This is a genomic window from Shewanella mangrovi, from assembly GCF_000753795.1.
Taxonomy (GTDB): domain Bacteria; phylum Pseudomonadota; class Gammaproteobacteria; order Enterobacterales; family Shewanellaceae; genus Shewanella; species Shewanella mangrovi.
In genome coordinates, this window is record NZ_JPEO01000008.1 from 102,888 (window position 1) to 122,566 (window position 19,679).

Sequence of the window (19,679 nt, forward strand, 5' to 3'; positions counted from 1 at the left end):
ATGGCCATAGCAGAAAACACCATAACCAATAATGGCTTATTTCCCCTACCTATACGCAACACTCAGAATACAAATGTAAACTAGTACAGTATCGGTTAAGGTGTCCGATGTGACACTAGCCGGGATAAATTGAGTCAACTGGAGGATCCAATGAAACTCATTCCATCCAATCGTAACCTACTTGTTATGGCAACATCCGCCCTTTTTCTTACCGCCTGTGGCGGCGGAGGTGACGATAATAGTAAAGACCTACAAATGGCCAACGTATCCTTTGCGGTGTCAGATGCACCAGTAGATAGTGCTGACCAAGTCGTTATCGCCTTTGACCAAATAGAACTTGTTCGTGCAGGACAAGATAACATCGTACTCGATGTTACCGGGGATAATGGTGCTGATTTCCGTCAGATCGATCTGCTGCAATATCAAGGCAGTGACAGCACACTGATTGTATCCAACCAGCAGATCCCTACCGGCACTTACGACAACCTTATCCTACACATTTTGGACGAAACCGCAGGCTCTGATCTCAGCTATGTGGTTGGTGAAAATGGTCAAATTCCACTAAAACAACCAAGTAACAAACTGCAATTAGGTGGCTTCACCGTTGGTGCCGATAGTGTTCAAGCCTTTACCATTGAGTTTGATTTACGTCAGTCATTGGTCGAAAACCAAAACGGAAATCGCTACAACCTCAAACCTCACGGCGTCAAAATCCTTAACAATGCCGCAGTAGCTGCGGTAATGGGCAACGTTGATATCAATCTATTCGCCGAAAATGGTTGCGCCAACACCCTAACACCTGACGCAGATAACGCCGGTAATTTTGTTTATTTGTATGCCGGTAGTGGCCTTGATAGTACGTTGCTCGCGGACCTGTATGATCCCGACACTAACACCGCAGATTTGCCAGAAGGCACAGTTGCTCCATATGCATCTGCACCTGTGACTTATGAGGCAGGTAATAATGGCCAGTATGAATTTGGTTATCTGCCAACTGGTAATTATACCGTTGCCTTTACCTGCTCAGGTGGCAATGACAATCCAGATGAGTTCGATGGCAGAATTATCGCAAATCCTGCCGATCAAGTGCATGAAATCACGGTAACTGCAGGACAAGATGTAACGCAAGACTTTACCGCCACCGCGCCATAAACATCATTTCTCAATTTGTCACAAAGAGGACTCAGCCACTGCCGAGTCCTCTTTTTATTATGATTTCAACAGGTTGCTTTATACACATTAACTCTGTGAGGCATAGTTAATCATCGACGTTCCACCCCTCAATTACTGCCCATCTTTACAATTCACACCCTTGAAACATTATCGATAATCATTATCATTTGCATCCAATTAAAGTATGGTGTTCTTAAAAAGATTAGAGGTGATATGTCATTTGTTAATACATCCGTTGCACTCGCAATCGCAATCGCAGCAGCGTTAGGTACCAATGTCGCTTATGCTGACGATGCCTCGCGTACGAATCATGCACAGATTGAAAAAATCGAAGTGATTGGATCATCGCAGCAGATTAGCCGCTCCGCTACTGGCTTGAATATGTCGTTACGGGAAACGCCTCAATCTGTTTCCGTTATCAGCAACGAATACATTGAAAACTTCAATCTCAACACCATCAATGATGTCATGGATTTCACGCCTGGCATCACGGTTGAGAAAGTTGAAACTGATCGCACCTATCTGACTTCGCGCGGCTTCACCGTCAGTAATATTCAGATAGATGGTGTTGGTGCGCCTTTTTATGCCGATATTCTGTATGGTGATACCGATACCAGTATCTATGAACAAGTTGATGTTATTCGTGGCGCGAATGGCCTTGCTGCAGGTGTCGGTAACCCAGCGGCAACCGTCAATTTAATTCGTAAACGTCCAACCCAAGAGACTCAGGGCTACGTTAAAGTAAGTGCAGGACGTTGGGATAATTACGGTTTCGAAACAGATGTTTCAGGCAGCTTAACCGCTAATGTTCGCGGTCGCTTTGTCGGTAGCTACCACGATAACCATTCTTATATCGACCTCTACAGCAAGCAATTGGCATCTGTATATGGCGTACTTGAAGCCGATATTTCAGATAGCACCTTGTTGACAGTAGGGGCTCATTATTCTGAAAACAAGCCTGACTCTCCTATGTGGGGCTCGCTAACACTGGCTTACACCGATGGCACGCCGACCGATTTTGGTCGTTCTACCTCCACTTCAGCGGACTGGGCCTACTGGAATACCCTAAATACTGAAGCCTTTGCGGAGCTTAAGCATAACTTTGCCAATGGCTGGACAGGTTTAGTTAGCTATAACTACCGTGCCAACAATCAGGCAGGTAATCTGTTCTATGTCACTGGTAGTATTGCGCCAGTGACCAATTCAGGTCTGTACGGCTATGCCTCGCGCTACACACTGGATGGTGAGGCACACCAAGTTGATGCCAAAGCCAACGGTGACTATCAGCTATTTGGCCGAACTCACCAACTCACCCTAGGCGCCAGTTGGATCCGCCATAGCGTTAAAGACCTATCGCTGTTTGATTACACCACAGGTAACGGTTTTCCCAATATCGATGACTTTACCCAATGGGACGGTAACACGCCCTTCCCAACCTTCGCTGATAATGCCTCAGGCTCAGATATCAGTGATACCCAAGCATCGGCTTATATCGCAACCCGCATAGAAGCCACCGATAAGCTTTCTTTTGTGGCTGGCGGGCGTTTCGTAGATTATCGCAGCCGCGGCGAAAGCTACGGTAATCAAGAAGTCAGCGATGAAAACAAATTCATTCCTTACGGCGGTATTGTTTATGATTTGACGGAACATCTGTCGCTTTATACCAGCATCGCGAAAACCTTCCGAGCCCAAACAGAATTTGACGAAGACCATCAGCGCTTAGCACCAACATCGGGCAAAACACTGGAAGGCGGCATTAAAGGTGAATTCTTCAATGGCGCGTTAAACACAACCGCCGCCATTTTTAAGAACGAGTATCAAAACCTCGCCGAAACCGCAGGTCGCAACGCACAAGGGCAAAGCTATTCTCGTGGTGTTGACCTTAAATCTACCGGGTTTGAGTTAGAAATCTCGGGGAAACTCAGCGATGAATTGAAGATGATGCTCGGTTATACCCAACTGGATATTGAAGATCAGCAAGGCGACGACATCCGTCCTTATATCCCTGAGCGCTCGCTCAAAGGGATGCTGATTTACCAACCAGAGTGGGCACCAGAGCTTTCATTAGGCACAAACTTCCGTTGGCAATCATCTGTCTATACCGATGTCAGTAGTGAGATCCGTATTAATCAGGGGGCCTACGCAATTTATGGGGTATTTGCCAAATACCAAATACTCGACAACTTGGAGCTTGGCCTCAATGTCAGCAACCTAGGCGACAAAACCTACTACAACAGTTTGCGGGTAACGCAGGCGTTTTACGGTGCCCCAAGAGATTATACTGCGACGATAACTTATCGCTTTTAAGTCACATAAAACGGCTGAACATCTGTTCAGCCGTTTTTCGCTATTACGTCTTATCACTTCCGCGACCTTGCTCTGTCCCTGCCTCTTGCTGAATAAAAAAAAAGCCGCTCACTCTACCGTGATTAGGAGCGAAATCGGACTGCTCAAATTTATAATGCTTGCTGAAAGAGCTTGCTGTGCTGAAGCCAGAGCAACCTTGTTCACCAGCGGCTATAAGATAAATCAACGGAGAATAATACATTCCTAACTATCTGTATTAGAAAATATTTATTAGTAATCACTAAACCACAACCAACTTGCTATTTTGCATTTACAGTGCCCATTTCCGTTACCTAAACTGCCGATGCAGATTGAGACGCTAGTCATTGGTCTACTATGCTGGACTTGATACCTTGGTCTATAACAACACTCAGATAAACAGTTACTTTACTAAGCTATTAGTAAGTCGACGACGTTAGACGAGGTTTTATTAGGTGAATAACACGGCGCTGATGTTAGGTGGTGGTGGCGCACGCGCGGCTTATCAGGTTGGCGTGCTAAAAGCGCTGGTACAACACTACCCTCGCAATCACGCGATTCCATTTAGCATTATTTGTGGCACTTCGGCCGGAGCCATCAATGGCACCGCCATGGCGACCCATGCTTCTTGTTTTCACTTAGGTGTAAAAAAGCTGGAATGGATTTGGCAACACCTTGATACCAGCAGAATCTACCATTCTTCAATACCACACGTGTTAAGACATCTCTTGGCTATTTTGCTGAAGGGCATGCAGACCGATCTGGCAAGTACCGATGCGGGCAGTCTGCTAGATAATGATCCACTGCGCCATCTGCTGAATGAACTGATCAACTTTGAGCGTATCGACCGCAATATTCAAAATGGCTATCTTAAAGCCTTGAGCATTGATACATCGTGCTACAACACTTCTCATTCGGTCAGCTTTTTTCAGGGGCAAGATAACATTAGCAATTGGCAGCGTGCCCGTCGGAGTGGGGTAAGATCGCGGCTTAATACGGAACATTTGATGGCAAGCGCTGCCATTCCGCTGGTATTCCCGTCAATAAAATTAGGTAAATGGTACTACGGCGATGGCTCAGTACATCAGTTAGCGCCGCTTTCTTGCCCGATCCATCTCGGCGCGGAAAGGATCATGGTGATTAACCTTGAAAGTCCCCATAAACATCTGCCCAAAGAGCTGGAGTATCACCCTAAAACCGCCACTGTTGCTGGTCACCTGTTAGATACCATCTTTTCTGACACGCTCAATAGCGATATGGAGCGACTCACCCGTATCAACGGTACCTTGTCGCTTATCCCTGAGGCTAAACGGCAAACAGCAGAACTGCGCCATATTGAAACCTTAGTGATGAAACCGAGTGAGGACTTAAGTGATCTGGCGAAACGCTACTACATGGATCTGCCGTTTGCGATTCGCCGCTTGCTCGGCTTAATTGGTATTAACAGCCAATCTGAATCCAGTATTGTGTCGTACCTGCTGTTCGAAAAAAGCTTTACTAGCGCACTTATCGATTTGGGTTTCCGCGACGCTCAGCGACAAATGGATCAACTGCAGAGTTTCTTTCAATTCCCGCTGCGATAAAACAGCAATAGCGCTTCACAATAGACCGATACAGAGCGCCCCTAGCCACTAAGGAAGCTCTGTAGAACTAATGATGAGTTTATGAAATCCCCCCAATCGTGAGTCTCTTAGGGTCAAGATACTGTTCCAATTCACGCCGACTCAGATCAGTTTCCTCCTCTGCTACATCGATGATATCTCTGCCCTCCTTGTAGGCTTTTTTGGCTATTTCTGCCGCTTTCAGATAGCCAATCACCGGATTTAATGCGGTGATCAGCACAGGGTTTTTAGCGAGACTCTTATCAATATTGTGCTGACACACAGTGAACGGCTCAATTGCTTTATCAGCAAGGGCAATGCATGCATTGCTCAGCAGATTTATTGATTCAAGCAGGTTATGTGCGATGACCGGTAACATGACATTAAGTTGAAAGTTTCCCGACTGGCCAGCAACAGTAATCGTGGTATCGTTGCCAATCACCTGCGCCGCAGCCATGGCGACAGCTTCAGGGATCACGGGATTTACCTTGCCGGGCATGATGGAGGAGCCAGGTTGTAAAGCCTTTAGTGCTATTTCACCTAATCCAGCAAGCGGACCTGAGTTCATCCAGCGTAGATCATTGGCAATTTTCATCAATGCCACCGCCACGGTTTTTAACTGACCGGAAAGCGCAACAATCGCGTCCTGACTGCTCAGGTTAAAATAGAAGTTTTCACTAGGCTCAAACGCTAAACCGCTTAACTGACTGAGATGATGGCTAAACGTTGCAGCAAAGCTGGAATGAGCATTTATGCCGGTGCCGACTGCGGTTCCTCCCTGTGCAAGTGCTCTTACTGATACCAGTGCCGAACTTATGGCCCCCGACGCATGCTGTATTTGGGCTTCCCAGCCACTTAACTCTTGGCTGAAAGTAATCGGCATCGCGTCCATTAAATGTGTCCTACCGGTTTTGACAACCCCTGCAAGCTGCAGCTGTTTTTTTCTGAGCGCAGTGCTCAGGTGGGTTAATGCTGGAAGCAACCGTGTTTCCGTGGTTATGACGGCACTCACCTGAATGGAAGTGGGAATCACATCATTACTACTTTGTCCCATGTTGACGTGGTCATTGGGACTTACGCTTTCCTTCGTAATCCGACTTGCTAGGGTCGCCAACACCTCATTTGCATTCATATTGGTACTGGTGCCAGAGCCCGTTTGAAATACATCAATGGGAAACTGATCATGATATTGACCATCAATAATCGCTTGTGCGGCTTTTGAGATTGCCTCAGCAATATCCAGCGGTAATAAGCCTAAATCAGCATTAGTCTTGGCGGCAGCCTGTTTGATATACGCCAATGCCACAAGCAAATCTTTAGGCATCTTGTACTCACTAATATTGAAGTTATCGACGGCCCGTTGTGTTTGAGCCTGATAGAGCGCATTTTCCGGGACTTTAACTTCACCCATACTGTCTTTTTCAATACGAAAGATGTGTTTCATAAAAATCCTTACCTGAACCTAGTACGGTTTATGGATACCTATTCTGAATTCAAATTTTTGCCTTAATGCGTCTAATACTCTGTTTAATAATGGCTATAACCCGGTTAGCAGCCACTGCTCTGCACGCTCCAACTTACTAGGTATGCCCTGCAGTAATAACACGTCACCCGCTGCAAATTGCCAGGCTTCATCGACGGCCTGCTCTGTACCGGCCCGCCGCACGTTACTCAGCTTTATCTCTAAGTTATCCCAAGGGATGTCCGTCATCGATTTACCGACGATATAGGCCCCGGCAGCCAATGGCAGCGCAAAAAGTTGCTCATAAGCAAGATCGCTTGCCTGCGCCGAAAAATACCCATGCAAATAGGGGTATTGGTGTCGCCGTTCATTTTCTAATAGCCGTAAAATCTGGCTTAAGGGAACACCAGAATGATGCAACACTTGCGATACCAGCATTAAGCTACCTTCAAGGACTTCAGGAATAACCAGATCTGCACCAGCCTGCTTTAGCTTGGTCATCTGCTTATCGTCACGGGTGCGCACAAGAATTTTGCTGTCAGGCGCCAATTGGCGACACAACGCTACAAGGTTATCAATGTGAGGATGCTGACTGAAGGTGATGATGATGGTTTCCGCATGGGCTATTGCGGCTTGCTTAAGAATGGCACGCTTAAACGCATCACCGAAAAATAAAGGCTCTCCCGCGGCTCGGCCTTGATACACCTGCATAGGATCAAAATCTAAGGCGCGATAGCTAATTTGTTGTTGCTTTAAAAAACGCGCAATCACCTGCCCCACGCGGCCAAAGCCAAGCAGCAACACCTGAGTTTCACCAATGGCTCCTTTAGCAGGTGCTGGGCTAATTTTACGTGTCGAAAATCGTGGAAGCTTGCGGGTGGCAATACGGATTAATGTCGGCGTAAACGCCATCGACAGTACCCCAGACATGACCATTAGGTTAGCAATATCACTGGCGAGGAGTTGTTGACTCACCGCTAACGCGAGGATGACAAAAGAGAACTCCCCCATCTGCGCTAACGATGCTGCGGTCGCAACCGACGTTTTGAGATTTTCCCCGGCAAGCCGCATCAAACCAATAATCACTAAACCTTTGAGCAGCATCAGTACCAAAGTCAGTAGCAACAGTTGCCACCAGACACTCACCAAATGGCCTATATCTAGCAACATACCGATGGAAATGAAAAACAGTCCCATCAGCAAATCACGAAACGGGCGAATATCGGCTTCGAGCTGGCGTCGATACTGACTCTCCCCTAACATCATGCCAGCTAAAAAGGCACCCAGCGCCATCGACAGACCAAGCCAATAGGTTGCGACGCCAGCAGTGAGTGCCACCACTAACGCTGACAATACGAACAGTTCATTGATTCGTGAACGGGCGACTTCGTCAAACAGTCTTGGCAACAACCACTTTCCTACTGACATCAACGCAACGAAGGCCAGAACTCCCTTCGCTAAGGCAACCCCCAGCAGCGGCATAAACTCACCGGGTTCCGCTTCAGCCAGCAGTGGAATTAAGATAAGCAGAGGTACAACGGCTAGATCTTGGAACAGTAAAACACTGACAGCTAGTTCACCGTGCCGATGTGCCAGTTGGCCATTATCACTTAACAGTTTGAGCACAATTGCGGTTGACGATAACGCCACCGCGAATCCGATCACCACAGCTTGATGCAAGTCATTAATGAAGGTCAGCGCTAAGGCCGTTACTAACAATGCGGTCAGCAGCATCTGAATACTGCCTAAGCCAAATACAGTTCGCCGCATGGACCACAATTTAGGAATAGAAAATTCCAGCCCCAGCGTAAACATCAACAACACCACCCCCAGCTCTGCGGCTGAATGAATGGTATTTTGCGAAATCCAGTTAAATCCAGCCGGACCGCTTAGCACACCAGTGAAGAGATAGGCTAACAGCGGTGGCAGTTTTAACCGGCGCAGCAGCACAATAGCCACCATGGCGATCAGCAACATCATCAGCAATTGCGTCAACATCTGGTGCGCCATTCAAAGGACTCCCGCTTTTTCACGCTCAATAATGTCAAAAAGCCGACGGCGAAAAGCGGCTTAGATCACTCTATTAAGCATAATCAAGCATTCACTAATGACAAATCTGTTGTTTACCAACTAGGCATGCATATTGCTTAGGAAAGAATAAGAAGGTTTTTTACGGAGTATTCTTAATGGATTTTTTACACACAGCCGAAGGATACGCTGACACCTATTACTGGCAAGAAAAGCCTATCAGCAGCAAGAAAAAGCCACTTGATATGCTAGCTTTATTGCAACGATTACATGCGAGTCTCGACCCACGGACAGTTTTTGCCAGCTACGGCAAACAACTGCAGTCGGCATTGCCGCTTTATGGCGTCACACTACATGACCACGATACACCGCTGAAATGGGGCCGAACTAAGGGCATCAAACTCACTCGTACAGTACTGCTTAATGATGTTACGGTGCAATTGGACTATTTTCTGTCGATGCCGCTGAACATCAGTGAAACTGTTCAGCTCGATAGTATCGAGCCTTTACTGAGCCAGCCGCTTGCCAATGCTTACCGGCATCAAAAAGTTGCTGAACAGGCCATGCTCGATTCATTAACCGGACTTGGTAACCGCTTCTTCTTCAACCAAGCGTTAAAAAATGCGACTGCACGTGCTGAACGGGCCAAAGCAACCCATCAAGTGAGTTTGTTAATTCTGGATCTGGATAACTTCAAACAGCTGAACGACAGCAAGGGGCACAGAGAAGGCGACAAGGCCCTAATGCTATTTGCAGATATTGTTCGCAATAGTATTCGTTCTGCTGATCAAGCATTTCGACTGGGTGGCGATGAGTTTGTGATTATCGCCGAAGGCAAGTCAGATTCAGCGCATCTGATCGCCGAACGGATTTTGCAACAAACGGCAGACGATATATTTTTGCAAAGCAATAAAGTCTCCTGCAGTATCGGCATTAGCCTGTTTGATAAACAAACATCTTCTGACGAGCAACTGTTTGAGCAAGCGGATAACGCGCTCTATCGCGCAAAAAGCGGCGGCCGCAATCGTTATTGTCTAGCCGCTAGACAATAGCAAAAAGGCCGAGCATCTAGCTCGGCCTTCATTTTTATTTTTATTGCCCTTGCTTACGCTCTTCAGCTAAACAAGCAGCAGCGGTAAACACCACATCGGTCGACGAGTTCAGCGCAGTTTCAGTTGAATCTTGCAACACACCAATAATCATACCAACGGCGACTACTTGCATTGCAACATCGTTACCAATACCAAATAAACTACACGCTAACGGGATCAGCAGCAGAGAGCCCCCCGCCACGCCAGACGCGCCGCAAGCAGAGACCGAAGCCACTAGGCTAAGCAATAGCGCCGTTGGCATATCAACGCTATATCCTAGCGTATTAACTGCGGCAAGCGTCAGTACCGTAATCGTGATGGCTGCGCCGCCCATATTAATCGTGGCACCGAGCGGTATAGACACAGAATAGGTATCTTCATGCAATTTCATGCGCTCACACAATGCCATATTGACCGGAATGTTGGCGGCACTTGAACGAGTAAAAAATGCCGTAACACCACTTTCACGCAAACAGGTCAACACCAGAGGATAAGGATTACGACGAATTTTAATAAACACCAAAAGCGGGTTAACCACTAAGGCCATGAATAGCATAGTGCCGAGCAACACCATTAGCAGGTGCACATAACTGTGCATAACGGCAAAGCCCGTTTCAGCAATAGACACGGCAACCAAACCAAACACACCGATAGGTGCCAGATGAATCACGAAGCGCACCATGACCGACACACCATGGCTCATATCCCAGAACACTTTTTTGGTGGCATCGCTGGCATGCTTAAGCGTCAGTCCTAACCCCAATGCCCACACCAGAATGCCGATGTAGTTGCCGCTAGACAGTGCATTAACCGGATTATCAACCATCTTAAATAACAAGGTATGCAGCACTTCGCCAATCCCTTGTGGCGGGGTCATGGTCTGGTCACCCGTTTGCAAAATCAATGTCGATGGGAATAAAAAGCTGACGCTAACCGCCGCGAGTGCCGCACATAATGTCCCCACTAGGTACAACACGATGATAGGGCGTAAATTGGTTTGGGTATTCTTTTTCTGATTGGCAATTGAGGCCGCTACTAATAAAAACACCAAAATAGGTGCAATCGCCTTCAGCGCACCAACGAATAGCGAACCTAAAAACGCGATATTCATCGCCCAATCAGGCGCAATTACCGCGAGTAATATGCCAGCAACAATGCCGATAAAGATTTGCAGTACCAGACTAGTGTTAGCAATACGGGCCAACAAGGTAGAGGATAAGTTCATGAAATTGCCTAACGTTATTATCTTAATGGCGGGCGCCATGGAATAACGTTTTTATCGAAGATAGGCGCCGTTGTCCAGCGCCATTGCGTAAGTAACACGCCTATTGATGTATCGATAAGTGTCGTTTATGCGGCGGCCTGATGAGCGCCACGCAACATTGCCTGCACCAACTCATGGGCATCAAACTTCGTCAGTGCTTCGTTAGCGCCAACCTGATGCGCCTGACTGACACTGATTTCGCTCGAAAGCGACGTATGCAGAATGATATAAGCTTTGGCCAACTGAGGGTTGTCACGCACTTCAAATGCTAATTCATAGCCATCAAGGCCGGGCATTTCGATATCACTGACTAATAGCGTCACAGGTCTGCCAGATTTTGCCCCCTGCTCCATCATCTCTAGCGCTTGTTTACCGTTAGAGGTGACGTCATATGGAATGTTAAGTGCATCTAACGCGTCACTTAGCTGTTTACGAGCCACGCTGGAATCGTCCACCAGCAAAATCCGCATACTTTTTAGCTGTTCACGTTGAATATCTGTCACAGACGCTAAACTGGACTGGTGCTGAGGGAAAATTTTGGCGAGCAAGAGCTCCAAATCCAGCAATTGGATTAACTGGTTGTCGAATCTGGTCACTCCAGTCAGTAGTGCATTATGCCCCAAGTTATTGGGTGGAGATTCAATATCTCGCCAGTTACATTCAATAATTTTATCGATAGCACGTACCAGAAAACCAATCACCATACGCTGACAATCAGTCACTATAATATAGCTCTGCTTGAGCTCATCATCGGTTAAGGCGCGATATCCCACCGCCGCCGCCATGTCGATAACTGGAATTGTATGCCCGCGAAACGCGACCGTCCCCTTAATAGCGGGATGTGAATTTGGCAGATGATTAAGAGGCTTATAGGGGATTAGCTCGCGGATCTTTAACGTGCCCATGGCAAACATCTGCCGCGCTGACAGATGAAACAAAAGCAGTCCTTGAGATTGGTTTGCCTTGCTTTTCATAAAGTTCCAGTTCAAAAATCCCACAATTGAATGCTGTTAGCATAGCATAATGCTCTGATAGTTCAGCTAGCTAGGCTTGATCTATTGCACAAGTTTTAAGCTTGTAACCGATATAACACATCGTAGACAAACTGATCCCAGCCATCTTCGACAAAACACTGTTCAAACGTCGCGCGTACACGGGCAACGGCATGCACGGGCGCCGCACCATTTTCCATTAGATAATACGCTAACCAAACACCGAGCAAGTTATAAGAACTGGCGACAACTGCTGTACTGTCAGCGTTAACATCATCAATGCTGACACTCTGGATGGCTTCCACAACAGGCTCTAGTAGATTGTCAGTTGGCGTATCAATTACCGGAAAGGCAACGGTCTGCACGTTACACACTGCCGCAGTGATAGTTTGAGCAGGAGTATCAGTTAACCAGATACAGGACTTAATCTCCTGTTGAGATAAAGTGTCAGCAATAGTGTTGGCATCTACATCAGCAGCAAGCGCGAGGCCGCTTTCCAACTTGGTGAATTCCATCGTCTACTTCCGTCAACAGCAAAACGGCGCTTAAGATAACCTAAGCCGCTTTTATAAAACTTGATAGCAAGCATAAATCCGATGCTTAGCTTTGTTCAATGGTTAATAGTTGTTGTTTCATCTTTAGGCCCCACGCATAACCAGTCAATGAACCTTGTTTACCAATGACTCGATGGCATGGAATGATAATCGCTATTTTGTTCGCGCCGTTGGCGGCACCGACGGCTCTTGCGGCCGTGGGTTTGCCCATACTAGCGGCTAACTCACCATAGGAAGCCGTTTGGCCAAAGGGTATTTGTAAAAGTTGCTGCCACACGGCTTGTTGAAAAGCCGTTCCCTGTGGTGCAAGCGGCACACTAAATTGCTGCCGCTCGCCAGCAAAATACTGTGCTAATTGCTCAGCAGCGAGCTGTAACCACCGCTCGGCCTCAGCAAAAGCTGCTGTTTCTATTGCAGGATAGGCCTTCTCTGGCGCAATCGGACGTAAGGAACATAACCCCTTTTCGCTGGCGGTTAACCAAAGAGTGCCCGTTGCGGTAGCAAGTGACTTTGATGCCATAGCAACTGGGTTGTTACCCAATATCAGTTCTGTCGTAGACATGGTTTCGTCTCATCGTTAATTGGCGTTGCGCCACAGCATAAAGGTCAGATAACTACCCCATGGCGCCACTTGCTCCCTCAGCCATTGCGCGAAATCTCGCTCTGTTTGCTGGTGCACGTCTTGAAGTGGCTTCAGTTGTTTTTTGATCACCAGATCTGAACTCAATAATACGTCTGGCCAGCTTTGCCCGCGCATCTGCGCATAAGCGACGGTCCATGGGCCAATCCCTTTGAGCGATAACCATTGCTCAGGCGCTTGCTGATCTGGATGCTCATCACACCAATTCGCTAGCGCGCTCAGCGTCTGCTGGCGAGACTGCGGCATTGGCAATGTTATATCTGCCACGGCAACTTGCGCAGGTGTTGGAAAGAATAGACGTTGTTGCCCACCGATCTCGCACCAACTGCCACAACGATTAACCAGCAGATTTAACAGTCGAATGGCTTGTTTTACACTGACTTGCTGACCAAGTACCGCTCGAATACCCGCTTCAAACAAAGAGCTGATGCCGGCAATACGTGTCCCCGGCTGCAACATTAAGCTGGGCAGCGACTGCTGCAATGGTGCCAACCTTTGCATGATGGCAGCAGGATCGGCATCTAAATCCAATATCCGTCTGATAGTTTGCATTAATTGCGGCAGTAAGCGCGGATTAACCTCCGCCCCCAAGGTGATGGTAACCGCTAGTCGAAAATGTTCCACTTGCTGATAAGCAAAAAACGCACAGTGCAAACGTTTTCCTTGATGCTCGATCTGTAACGTGCGTCCGTACCCTACTCGGTCATCTTGACTGAACCATTCCATCCCTTCTACTGCTCTGAGTCGGTAAAACGCCAACAAGGCCTGCCAATCGTAAGGCGGACGATAGCTCATCATTAACGTCATCTGATTGGCCGCGCCACTGCCATCGACCTTTTGCCGTAAGGTCGATGGCGACAGTTGTAGTTGTTGTTGAAATACTTCATTAAAACGTCTAACACTGCGAAACCCTGCCGCAAACGCAATATCAGTTATCGCAAGGTTGGTCTGATGCAGCAGCTGTTTGGCTAATAATAAGCGGCAGTAATTCGCATACTTAATTGGCGAAATACCAAGTTTTTCGGCAAATAAATGACGTAACCAGCGCGATGAAATACCTAGTCGCTCGCACAACGCTTCAATATTTAATGCCCGTTCGCCGTCAATAGCGTGTTGTTCAATTAAACTGACTGCACGGCGCAAGGTGGTATCAGTGCCAAGCCAAGCGTAAGAACCTGGCGCACTCTCAGGCCGACATCTAAGGCAGGGACGTAATCCGGCATGTGCCGCCGCGGCAGCACTGACAAAGTACTGTACATTTTGCTCCTTCGGCGCCACTGCCGGACAAATCGGCCGACAATAAATTCCGGTGGTTAACACGCCAACAAAAAACAAGCCGTCAAAGCGCGGATCGCGACTCATACGCGCTTGTTGGCAGAGTTTTGCGGGTAATACTTTCATGAAGTTAGCTCATTATTGATATGAGTGAAACGAGGTTAACCATCATCTTCTTCATAAACCAGCGGATTTCGGCAGTGTACCTGACAAGCGAAACAATGACTGCAGATAATATAGCCTGCCAACCTCGCTCTGAATCCGGTATCCTTAGCTGTCTCTTTTAGTATCAGAGTCCTACATGTTACTTCGCTTATTACGTTTATTTGAGTCTTGGACCAAACCACTCCCCAATATTGACCCCGGCCAACCACCGCGGGGGCTATTTGCTTTTTGCCGACACTACACCAAAGGCTTTGAAAAACCACTGCTGCTGATGTCGGTGCTCACCGCCACATTAGCCGTACTGGAAGTTTCGCTATTTGGTTTTATGGGGCAATTGGTGGATTGGCTAGTCAGTAAAAATCCCGAAACCTTGCTTGCCGACGAAGGTGGCAAGCTGCTCGGTATGACGCTGATGGTGCTGGTGCTAATCCCGCTGCTAACCTTGTTGCACGCATTAATCGCCTATCAAAGCCTGTTGGGTAATTATCCAATGGCCATTCGCTGGTTAGCACACAAGTATCTGCTCAAACAAAGTATCTCATTCTATCAAAATGAGTTTGCTGGCCGGGTGGCCACCAAAGTCATGCAGACGTCGCTAGCGGTACGTGAAACCGTGATGAAGCTGCTTGATGTGCTGATGTACATTCTCGTGTACTTCACCTCTATGGTGGTGATGATGGCAAAGGCTGACTGGCGCATGGTGCTGCCGATGGCAGTGTGGCTCGGGTGCTATATTTTGCTGCAGTGGTTTTTTATTCCACGCCTTAAAGCCGTAGCGAGTGAGCAAGCCGATGCGCGCTCCACTATGACGGGCCGTATCGTCGACAGTTACTCCAATATTTCCACGGTTAAACTGTTTGCTCACACTCAGCAAGAGGCAGAGTACGCTCGCAGTAGCATGAGTGAATTTCTGGATACCGTATATCGCCAAATGCGCTTAGTGACCGGCATTAACGTCAGCGTCCAAGTACTCAATTACCTACTGGCGTTTGCGGTGGCAGCACTGTCTATTTGGCTTTGGATGGAAAGTGCAATTACCGTTGGAGCTATCGCCATCGCCGTCAGTCTGGCGCTACGTCTCAACGGCATGTCGCAATGGATTATGTGGGAAATCAGTGCCCTGTTCGAAAACCTCGGCACAGTGTCTGATGGTATGAACACTTTGTCGCAACCCGCCAATATTCTCGACAAACCCGATGCTGAGCCGTTAAAAATTCCGTTTGGTGGCATTCATTTTCGTGACGTCTGTTTTGACTATGGTGAAAAAACAGGCGTGCTGCATCACTTAGATCTCGACATTAAGCCTGGTGAAAAAATCGGACTTGTTGGCCGCTCTGGCGCTGGCAAATCGACCTTAGTGAACTTGCTGATGCGCTTTTATGATATTGGCGCTGGTGCCATTTTAATTGATGGGCAGGATATCCGTGATGTCAGCCAAGACTCATTACGCTCCAACATTGGCATGGTGACCCAAGACACCTCATTGCTGCACCGCTCTATTCGCGAAAACATTCTCTACGGCCGTCCCTCTGCAACAGAGGGTGAGATGCAGGCCGCAATTGAGAAAGCACAAGCTAATGACTTTATTGAATACCTTACAGATCCGCACGGTAATCGCGGCTTAGATGCACAAGTGGGTGAGCGCGGCGTAAAACTCTCCGGCGGACAGCGCCAGCGTATTGCCATTGCACGGGTGCTACTTAAAGATGCGCCGATCTTGGTGTTGGATGAAGCCACCTCAGCACTTGACTCTGAGGTCGAAGCCGCAATACAACAAAGTCTATATCAGCTAATGGAAGGCAAAACCGTTATTGCGATTGCACACCGCCTATCGACGATTGCCGCAATGGACCGGCTAATTGTATTAGACCAAGGCAAAATTGTTGAGCAAGGTTCACACCAAGAGCTTATCAGTAAAGGCGGAATCTATGCGCATTTGTGGGAACGCCAAACCGGTGGATTCCTCGGCTTAGATTAACGGAGAACGCGCTCAAAAACGTCCGCAGCAAAAAACTACCGATAAATACAAAGGCAGCCGCCGACGATGTGTCGAGGCTGCCTTTGTTGTATGAGAGTCTCACTCTTATTCGATAAACGCTGCCAAATCCTGCTTGAACTTCGCCATTGATGCCGGATGCACATACATCATATGACCCGCCATATAGTATTCTGTGTGAATATTGGCTCTCAGCTCCGCTGGAATTTTCAGGTGGTCCAGCATGTACTTGGTCGTAAAGAATGGCGTCGCCATATCAAAATAGCCCTGTTGCACGAGCACCTTCATCTTTGGGCTTTGGATCATCGCATAGCTCAAATCTACGCCAGTGTCGGGAAACGGCATTTTGAAGCCAGAGAAATTGGGTTGTTTATGACCAAAATCCCATTTACTAAAAACGTTGCCAAACACCACATAATCGGTAGCATCTTTGACGCCAAGGTCAGTCGCATAATAATCCATAAAGGTCGCAAGAACTTGTGGCCCTACGGCAGTAGTCATTGGGTCATAAACGGTATGGTCAGCGATGGGTTCTAGACTGTAACCTTTAAAACGGGAATCAATCCGCCCAACTGTCATTTGCTTTGATTTCAACAATTCCTTGAGAAATGCCTGATGGTCGACGCGCAAGTTAGATAGCATCCAATAATCGGCACTGACGCCAGTAAAGCTCGCGAGTTTGTTGGCCATCATTTGTTTGTCTGCAGCGGAGATACTCGCGCCTTTCATCAAGGCCGGCGCGTACTCTTCAACGGTAAATTTTTCCGCTTGCTGGATAAAGGTTTGTAGCTCTTTAGGCTTATTAGGAATGGCATCGTGATACCAGGCTGTGGCTGCAAATGATGGCATAAACAGTATGTGGGGTAAGTCTGCTTGGCCAAAATCAAAGCCGGTGATCAGCTGTAGAAACGGTGAAACAAGAATAATGCCTTTGAGGGCTATCATGTCATTACTGACAAGATATTGCGCAACGCCAGCAGTACGCATACCGCCGTAACTTTCCCCCAGAATGTATTTCGGTGATTGCCAACGCTTGTTCTCGGTAATGTACTGTTTGATAAATGCAGCTACCGACTCAATATCCTGATCTGTGCCCCAAAAGTCTTCATTTTTGGCCTCACCAACGGCGTGTGATAGTCCAGTACCAACGGGGTCGATCATCACAAGGTCGGCTTTATCTAGAATTGAGTATTCGTTGTTCACTCGCTTAAATGGACCGTTATCACTGAATTCAGTATCGATAACCTCAGTTCGCTGCGGCCCGAGAATCCCCATATGCAACCACAAAGAAGCAGAGCCAGGTCCGCCGTTATACGCGAACATAATGGGGCGAGTTCTAAGATCTGTGTCTTTCTTTACATAAGCGGTAAACCCAAACAACGCCTTGGGCTCCCCCTTCTCATTTTTCATCAACATTGTGCCAGCCGTGGCCACATATTCGATTTTTTTGCCATCAATACGCACCGAGTGTTCAGTAACCGATACTTTGGCTTCAGGCTTAACAGATGGCGTTTCAGAGGGCTTTTTATCTTCAGCCGCATAGGCGCCAAAACTCAACACCATAGTGACCATCAATATGACGATGTTACGCATTGCGATTTCCTTGCCACAATAAAAGAATTAAGCGTAGGAGAAAATCGACCATTCAGCCAAATATACCCATTACGGCGGCATGAATGGCGAGGGCTTAAAGAATGACCCGCGAGCAGTGGGAGATTGATGGTGTCTTCATCTGCATTGGTGTTTACAACCGCCGAGGCGCTATCACCATGAAAATCAGACATAAAAAAACCACCTGAGAAGGTGGTTTAAAATTGGCATCCCCTAGGGGATTCGAACCCCTGTTACCGCCGTGAAAGGGCGGTGTCCTAGGCCTCTAGACGAAGGGGACCCCGGACTCACCTTTTATCGTGGTGATAAACGATTTGGTGGAGCTAGACGGGATCGAACCGTCGACCTCTTGCATGCCATGCAAGCGCTCTCCCAGCTGAGCTATAGCCCCGAAATTCTGTTAAAAACAAAACTTCAGAAAATGTGGCATCCCCTAGGGGATTCGAACCCCTGTTACCGCCGTGAAAGGGCGGTGTCCTAGGCCTCTAGACGAAGGGGACCCCGGACTTAAGCATTTATACTCCGCTTAAAAAGAGTTTGGCATCCCCTAGGGGATTCGAACCCCTGTTACCGCCGTGAAAGGGCGGTGTCCTAGGCCTCTAGACGAAGGGGACCCATGGACCGTGTTTGACTTCGCTGCCGAAGAACTCAACTTTATACTCTGCTCAGTTAAAGAGTTGGCATCCCCTAGGGGATTCGAACCCCTGTTACCGCCGTGAAAGGGCGGTGTCCTAGGCCTCTAGACGAAGGGGACCCAGGACTTAAGCATTTATACTCCGCTTAAAAAGAGTTTGGCATCCCCTAGGGGATTCGAACCCCTGTTACCGCCGTGAAAGGGCGGTGTCCTAGGCCTCTAGACGAAGGGGACCCCGGACTTAAGCATTTATACTCCGCTTAAAAAGAGTTTGGCATCCCCTAGGGGATTCGAACCCCTGTTACCGCCGTGAAAGGGCGGTGTCCTAGGCCTCTAGACGAAGGGGACCCCGGACTTAAGCATTTATACTCCGCTTAAAAAGAGTTTGGCATCCCCTAGGGGATTCGAACCCCTGTTACCGCCGTGAAAGGGCGGTGTCCTAGGCCTCTAGACGAAGGGGACCCCGGACTTAAGCATTTATACTCCGCTTAAAAAGAGTTTGGCATCCCCTAGGGGATTCGAACCCCTGTTACCGCCGTGAAAGGGCGGTGTCCTAGGCCTCTAGACGAAGGGGACCCCGGACTTAAGCATTTATACTCCGCTTAAAAAGAGTTTGGCATCCCCTAGGGGATTCGAACCCCTGTTACCGCCGTGAAAGGGCGGTGTCCTAGGCCTCTAGACGAAGGGGACCCAGGACTTAAGCATTTATACTCCGCTTAAAAAGAGTTTGGCATCCCCTAGGGGATTCGAACCCCTGTTACCGCCGTGAAAGGGCGGTGTCCTAGGCCTCTAGACGAAGGGGACCCAGGACTCACCTTTTATCGTGGTGATAAACGATTTGGTGGAGCTAGACGGGATCGAACCGTCG

Annotated in this window: 13 protein-coding genes and 11 tRNA genes; 5 read left to right on the plus strand and 19 right to left on the minus strand. The window is 48.0% G+C overall.

All coding sequences use genetic code 11. The features are described from left to right. Window positions 1-150: 150 nt before the first annotated feature. From HR45_RS12100 to HR45_RS12110, 3 genes are all read left to right on the plus strand, one after another. Window positions 151-1,152, plus strand: coding sequence for a DUF4382 domain-containing protein (locus HR45_RS12100; RefSeq protein ID WP_052074706.1), 1,002 nt, complete (start codon window positions 151-153; stop codon window positions 1,150-1,152). Window positions 1,153-1,386: 234 nt separating this feature from the next. Beyond that, on the plus strand, window positions 1,387-3,480 hold the full coding sequence (locus HR45_RS12105; RefSeq protein ID WP_037443286.1) for a TonB-dependent siderophore receptor: 2,094 nt from the start codon (window positions 1,387-1,389) through the stop codon (window positions 3,478-3,480). Window positions 3,481-3,971: 491 nt separating this feature from the next. Continuing rightward, window positions 3,972-5,081, plus strand: a complete 1,110-nt coding sequence (locus HR45_RS12110) for a patatin-like phospholipase family protein (RefSeq protein ID WP_037443312.1) — start codon at window positions 3,972-3,974, stop codon at window positions 5,079-5,081. Between the two features lie 79 nt (window positions 5,082-5,160). Here HR45_RS12110 and HR45_RS12115 read toward each other — a convergent pair whose 3' ends face one another. Both HR45_RS12115 and HR45_RS12120 read right to left on the minus strand, forming a co-directional pair. Then, window positions 5,161-6,543, minus strand: coding sequence for a class II fumarate hydratase (locus HR45_RS12115; protein ID WP_037443289.1), 1,383 nt, complete (start codon window positions 6,541-6,543; stop codon window positions 5,161-5,163). Window positions 6,544-6,636: 93 nt separating this feature from the next. After that, window positions 6,637-8,571, minus strand: coding sequence for a monovalent cation:proton antiporter-2 (CPA2) family protein (locus HR45_RS12120; RefSeq protein WP_037443291.1), 1,935 nt, complete (start codon window positions 8,569-8,571; stop codon window positions 6,637-6,639). A gap of 176 nt (window positions 8,572-8,747) precedes the next feature. Here HR45_RS12120 and HR45_RS12125 point away from each other — a divergent pair, with 176 nt between their 5' ends. Further along, a complete protein-coding gene (locus HR45_RS12125) occupies window positions 8,748-9,641 on the plus strand; it encodes a GGDEF domain-containing protein (protein WP_037443292.1) in 894 nt (297 codons plus the stop codon). A 40-nt stretch (window positions 9,642-9,681) separates the two neighbouring features. Here the strand turns inward: HR45_RS12125 and sstT are convergent, their stop codons facing one another. The 5 genes from sstT to HR45_RS12150 all read right to left on the minus strand — a co-directional run bounded on the left by sstT (window position 9,682) and on the right by HR45_RS12150 (window position 14,531). Further along, the gene (gene sstT, locus HR45_RS12130) at window positions 9,682-10,905 is read right to left on the minus strand and encodes a serine/threonine transporter SstT (protein WP_037443294.1); all 1,224 of its coding nucleotides are present in this window, start codon (window positions 10,903-10,905) and stop codon (window positions 9,682-9,684) included. 125 nt (window positions 10,906-11,030) lie between these two features. Then, window positions 11,031-11,918, minus strand: coding sequence for a chemotaxis protein CheV (locus tag HR45_RS12135; protein ID WP_037443296.1), 888 nt, complete (start codon window positions 11,916-11,918; stop codon window positions 11,031-11,033). A 95-nt stretch (window positions 11,919-12,013) separates the two neighbouring features. After that, on the minus strand, window positions 12,014-12,451 hold the full coding sequence (locus HR45_RS19070) for a hypothetical protein (protein ID WP_052074707.1): 438 nt from the start codon (window positions 12,449-12,451) through the stop codon (window positions 12,014-12,016). Between the two features lie 85 nt (window positions 12,452-12,536). Next, on the minus strand, window positions 12,537-13,052 hold the full coding sequence (locus HR45_RS12145; RefSeq protein WP_063355110.1) for a methylated-DNA--[protein]-cysteine S-methyltransferase: 516 nt from the start codon (window positions 13,050-13,052) through the stop codon (window positions 12,537-12,539). 15 nt (window positions 13,053-13,067) lie between these two features. Beyond that, window positions 13,068-14,531, minus strand: a complete 1,464-nt coding sequence (locus tag HR45_RS12150) for an Ada metal-binding domain-containing protein (RefSeq protein ID WP_037443298.1) — start codon at window positions 14,529-14,531, stop codon at window positions 13,068-13,070. A gap of 175 nt (window positions 14,532-14,706) precedes the next feature. On the opposite strand from HR45_RS12150, the gene HR45_RS12155 reads away from it, so the two are divergent. After that, window positions 14,707-16,548, plus strand: coding sequence for an ABC transporter ATP-binding protein (locus tag HR45_RS12155; RefSeq protein WP_037443300.1), 1,842 nt, complete (start codon window positions 14,707-14,709; stop codon window positions 16,546-16,548). Window positions 16,549-16,653: 105 nt separating this feature from the next. Here HR45_RS12155 and HR45_RS12160 read toward each other — a convergent pair whose 3' ends face one another. The 12 genes from HR45_RS12160 to HR45_RS12215 all read right to left on the minus strand — a co-directional run bounded on the left by HR45_RS12160 (window position 16,654) and on the right by HR45_RS12215 (window position 19,615). After that, on the minus strand, window positions 16,654-18,159 hold the full coding sequence (locus HR45_RS12160; protein WP_037443302.1) for a S10 family peptidase: 1,506 nt from the start codon (window positions 18,157-18,159) through the stop codon (window positions 16,654-16,656). Between the two features lie 222 nt (window positions 18,160-18,381). Beyond that, a tRNA-Glu gene (locus HR45_RS12165) sits at window positions 18,382-18,457 on the minus strand. A gap of 35 nt (window positions 18,458-18,492) precedes the next feature. Further along, window positions 18,493-18,568 (minus strand) — tRNA-Ala (locus HR45_RS12170). A gap of 33 nt (window positions 18,569-18,601) precedes the next feature. Next, window positions 18,602-18,677 (minus strand) — tRNA-Glu (locus HR45_RS12175). Window positions 18,678-18,715: 38 nt separating this feature from the next. Beyond that, a tRNA-Glu gene (locus tag HR45_RS12180) sits at window positions 18,716-18,791 on the minus strand. A gap of 64 nt (window positions 18,792-18,855) precedes the next feature. Beyond that, window positions 18,856-18,931: transfer RNA gene (locus HR45_RS12185), tRNA-Glu, on the minus strand. A gap of 38 nt (window positions 18,932-18,969) precedes the next feature. Further along, window positions 18,970-19,045 (minus strand) — tRNA-Glu (locus HR45_RS12190). A gap of 38 nt (window positions 19,046-19,083) precedes the next feature. Continuing rightward, a tRNA-Glu gene (locus HR45_RS12195) sits at window positions 19,084-19,159 on the minus strand. A 38-nt stretch (window positions 19,160-19,197) separates the two neighbouring features. Next, window positions 19,198-19,273, minus strand: a tRNA-Glu gene (locus HR45_RS12200). Between the two features lie 38 nt (window positions 19,274-19,311). Then, window positions 19,312-19,387: transfer RNA gene (locus HR45_RS12205), tRNA-Glu, on the minus strand. A gap of 38 nt (window positions 19,388-19,425) precedes the next feature. Then, window positions 19,426-19,501 (minus strand) — tRNA-Glu (locus tag HR45_RS12210). Between the two features lie 38 nt (window positions 19,502-19,539). Then, window positions 19,540-19,615 (minus strand) — tRNA-Glu (locus HR45_RS12215). Window positions 19,616-19,679: the final 64 nt, after the last annotated feature.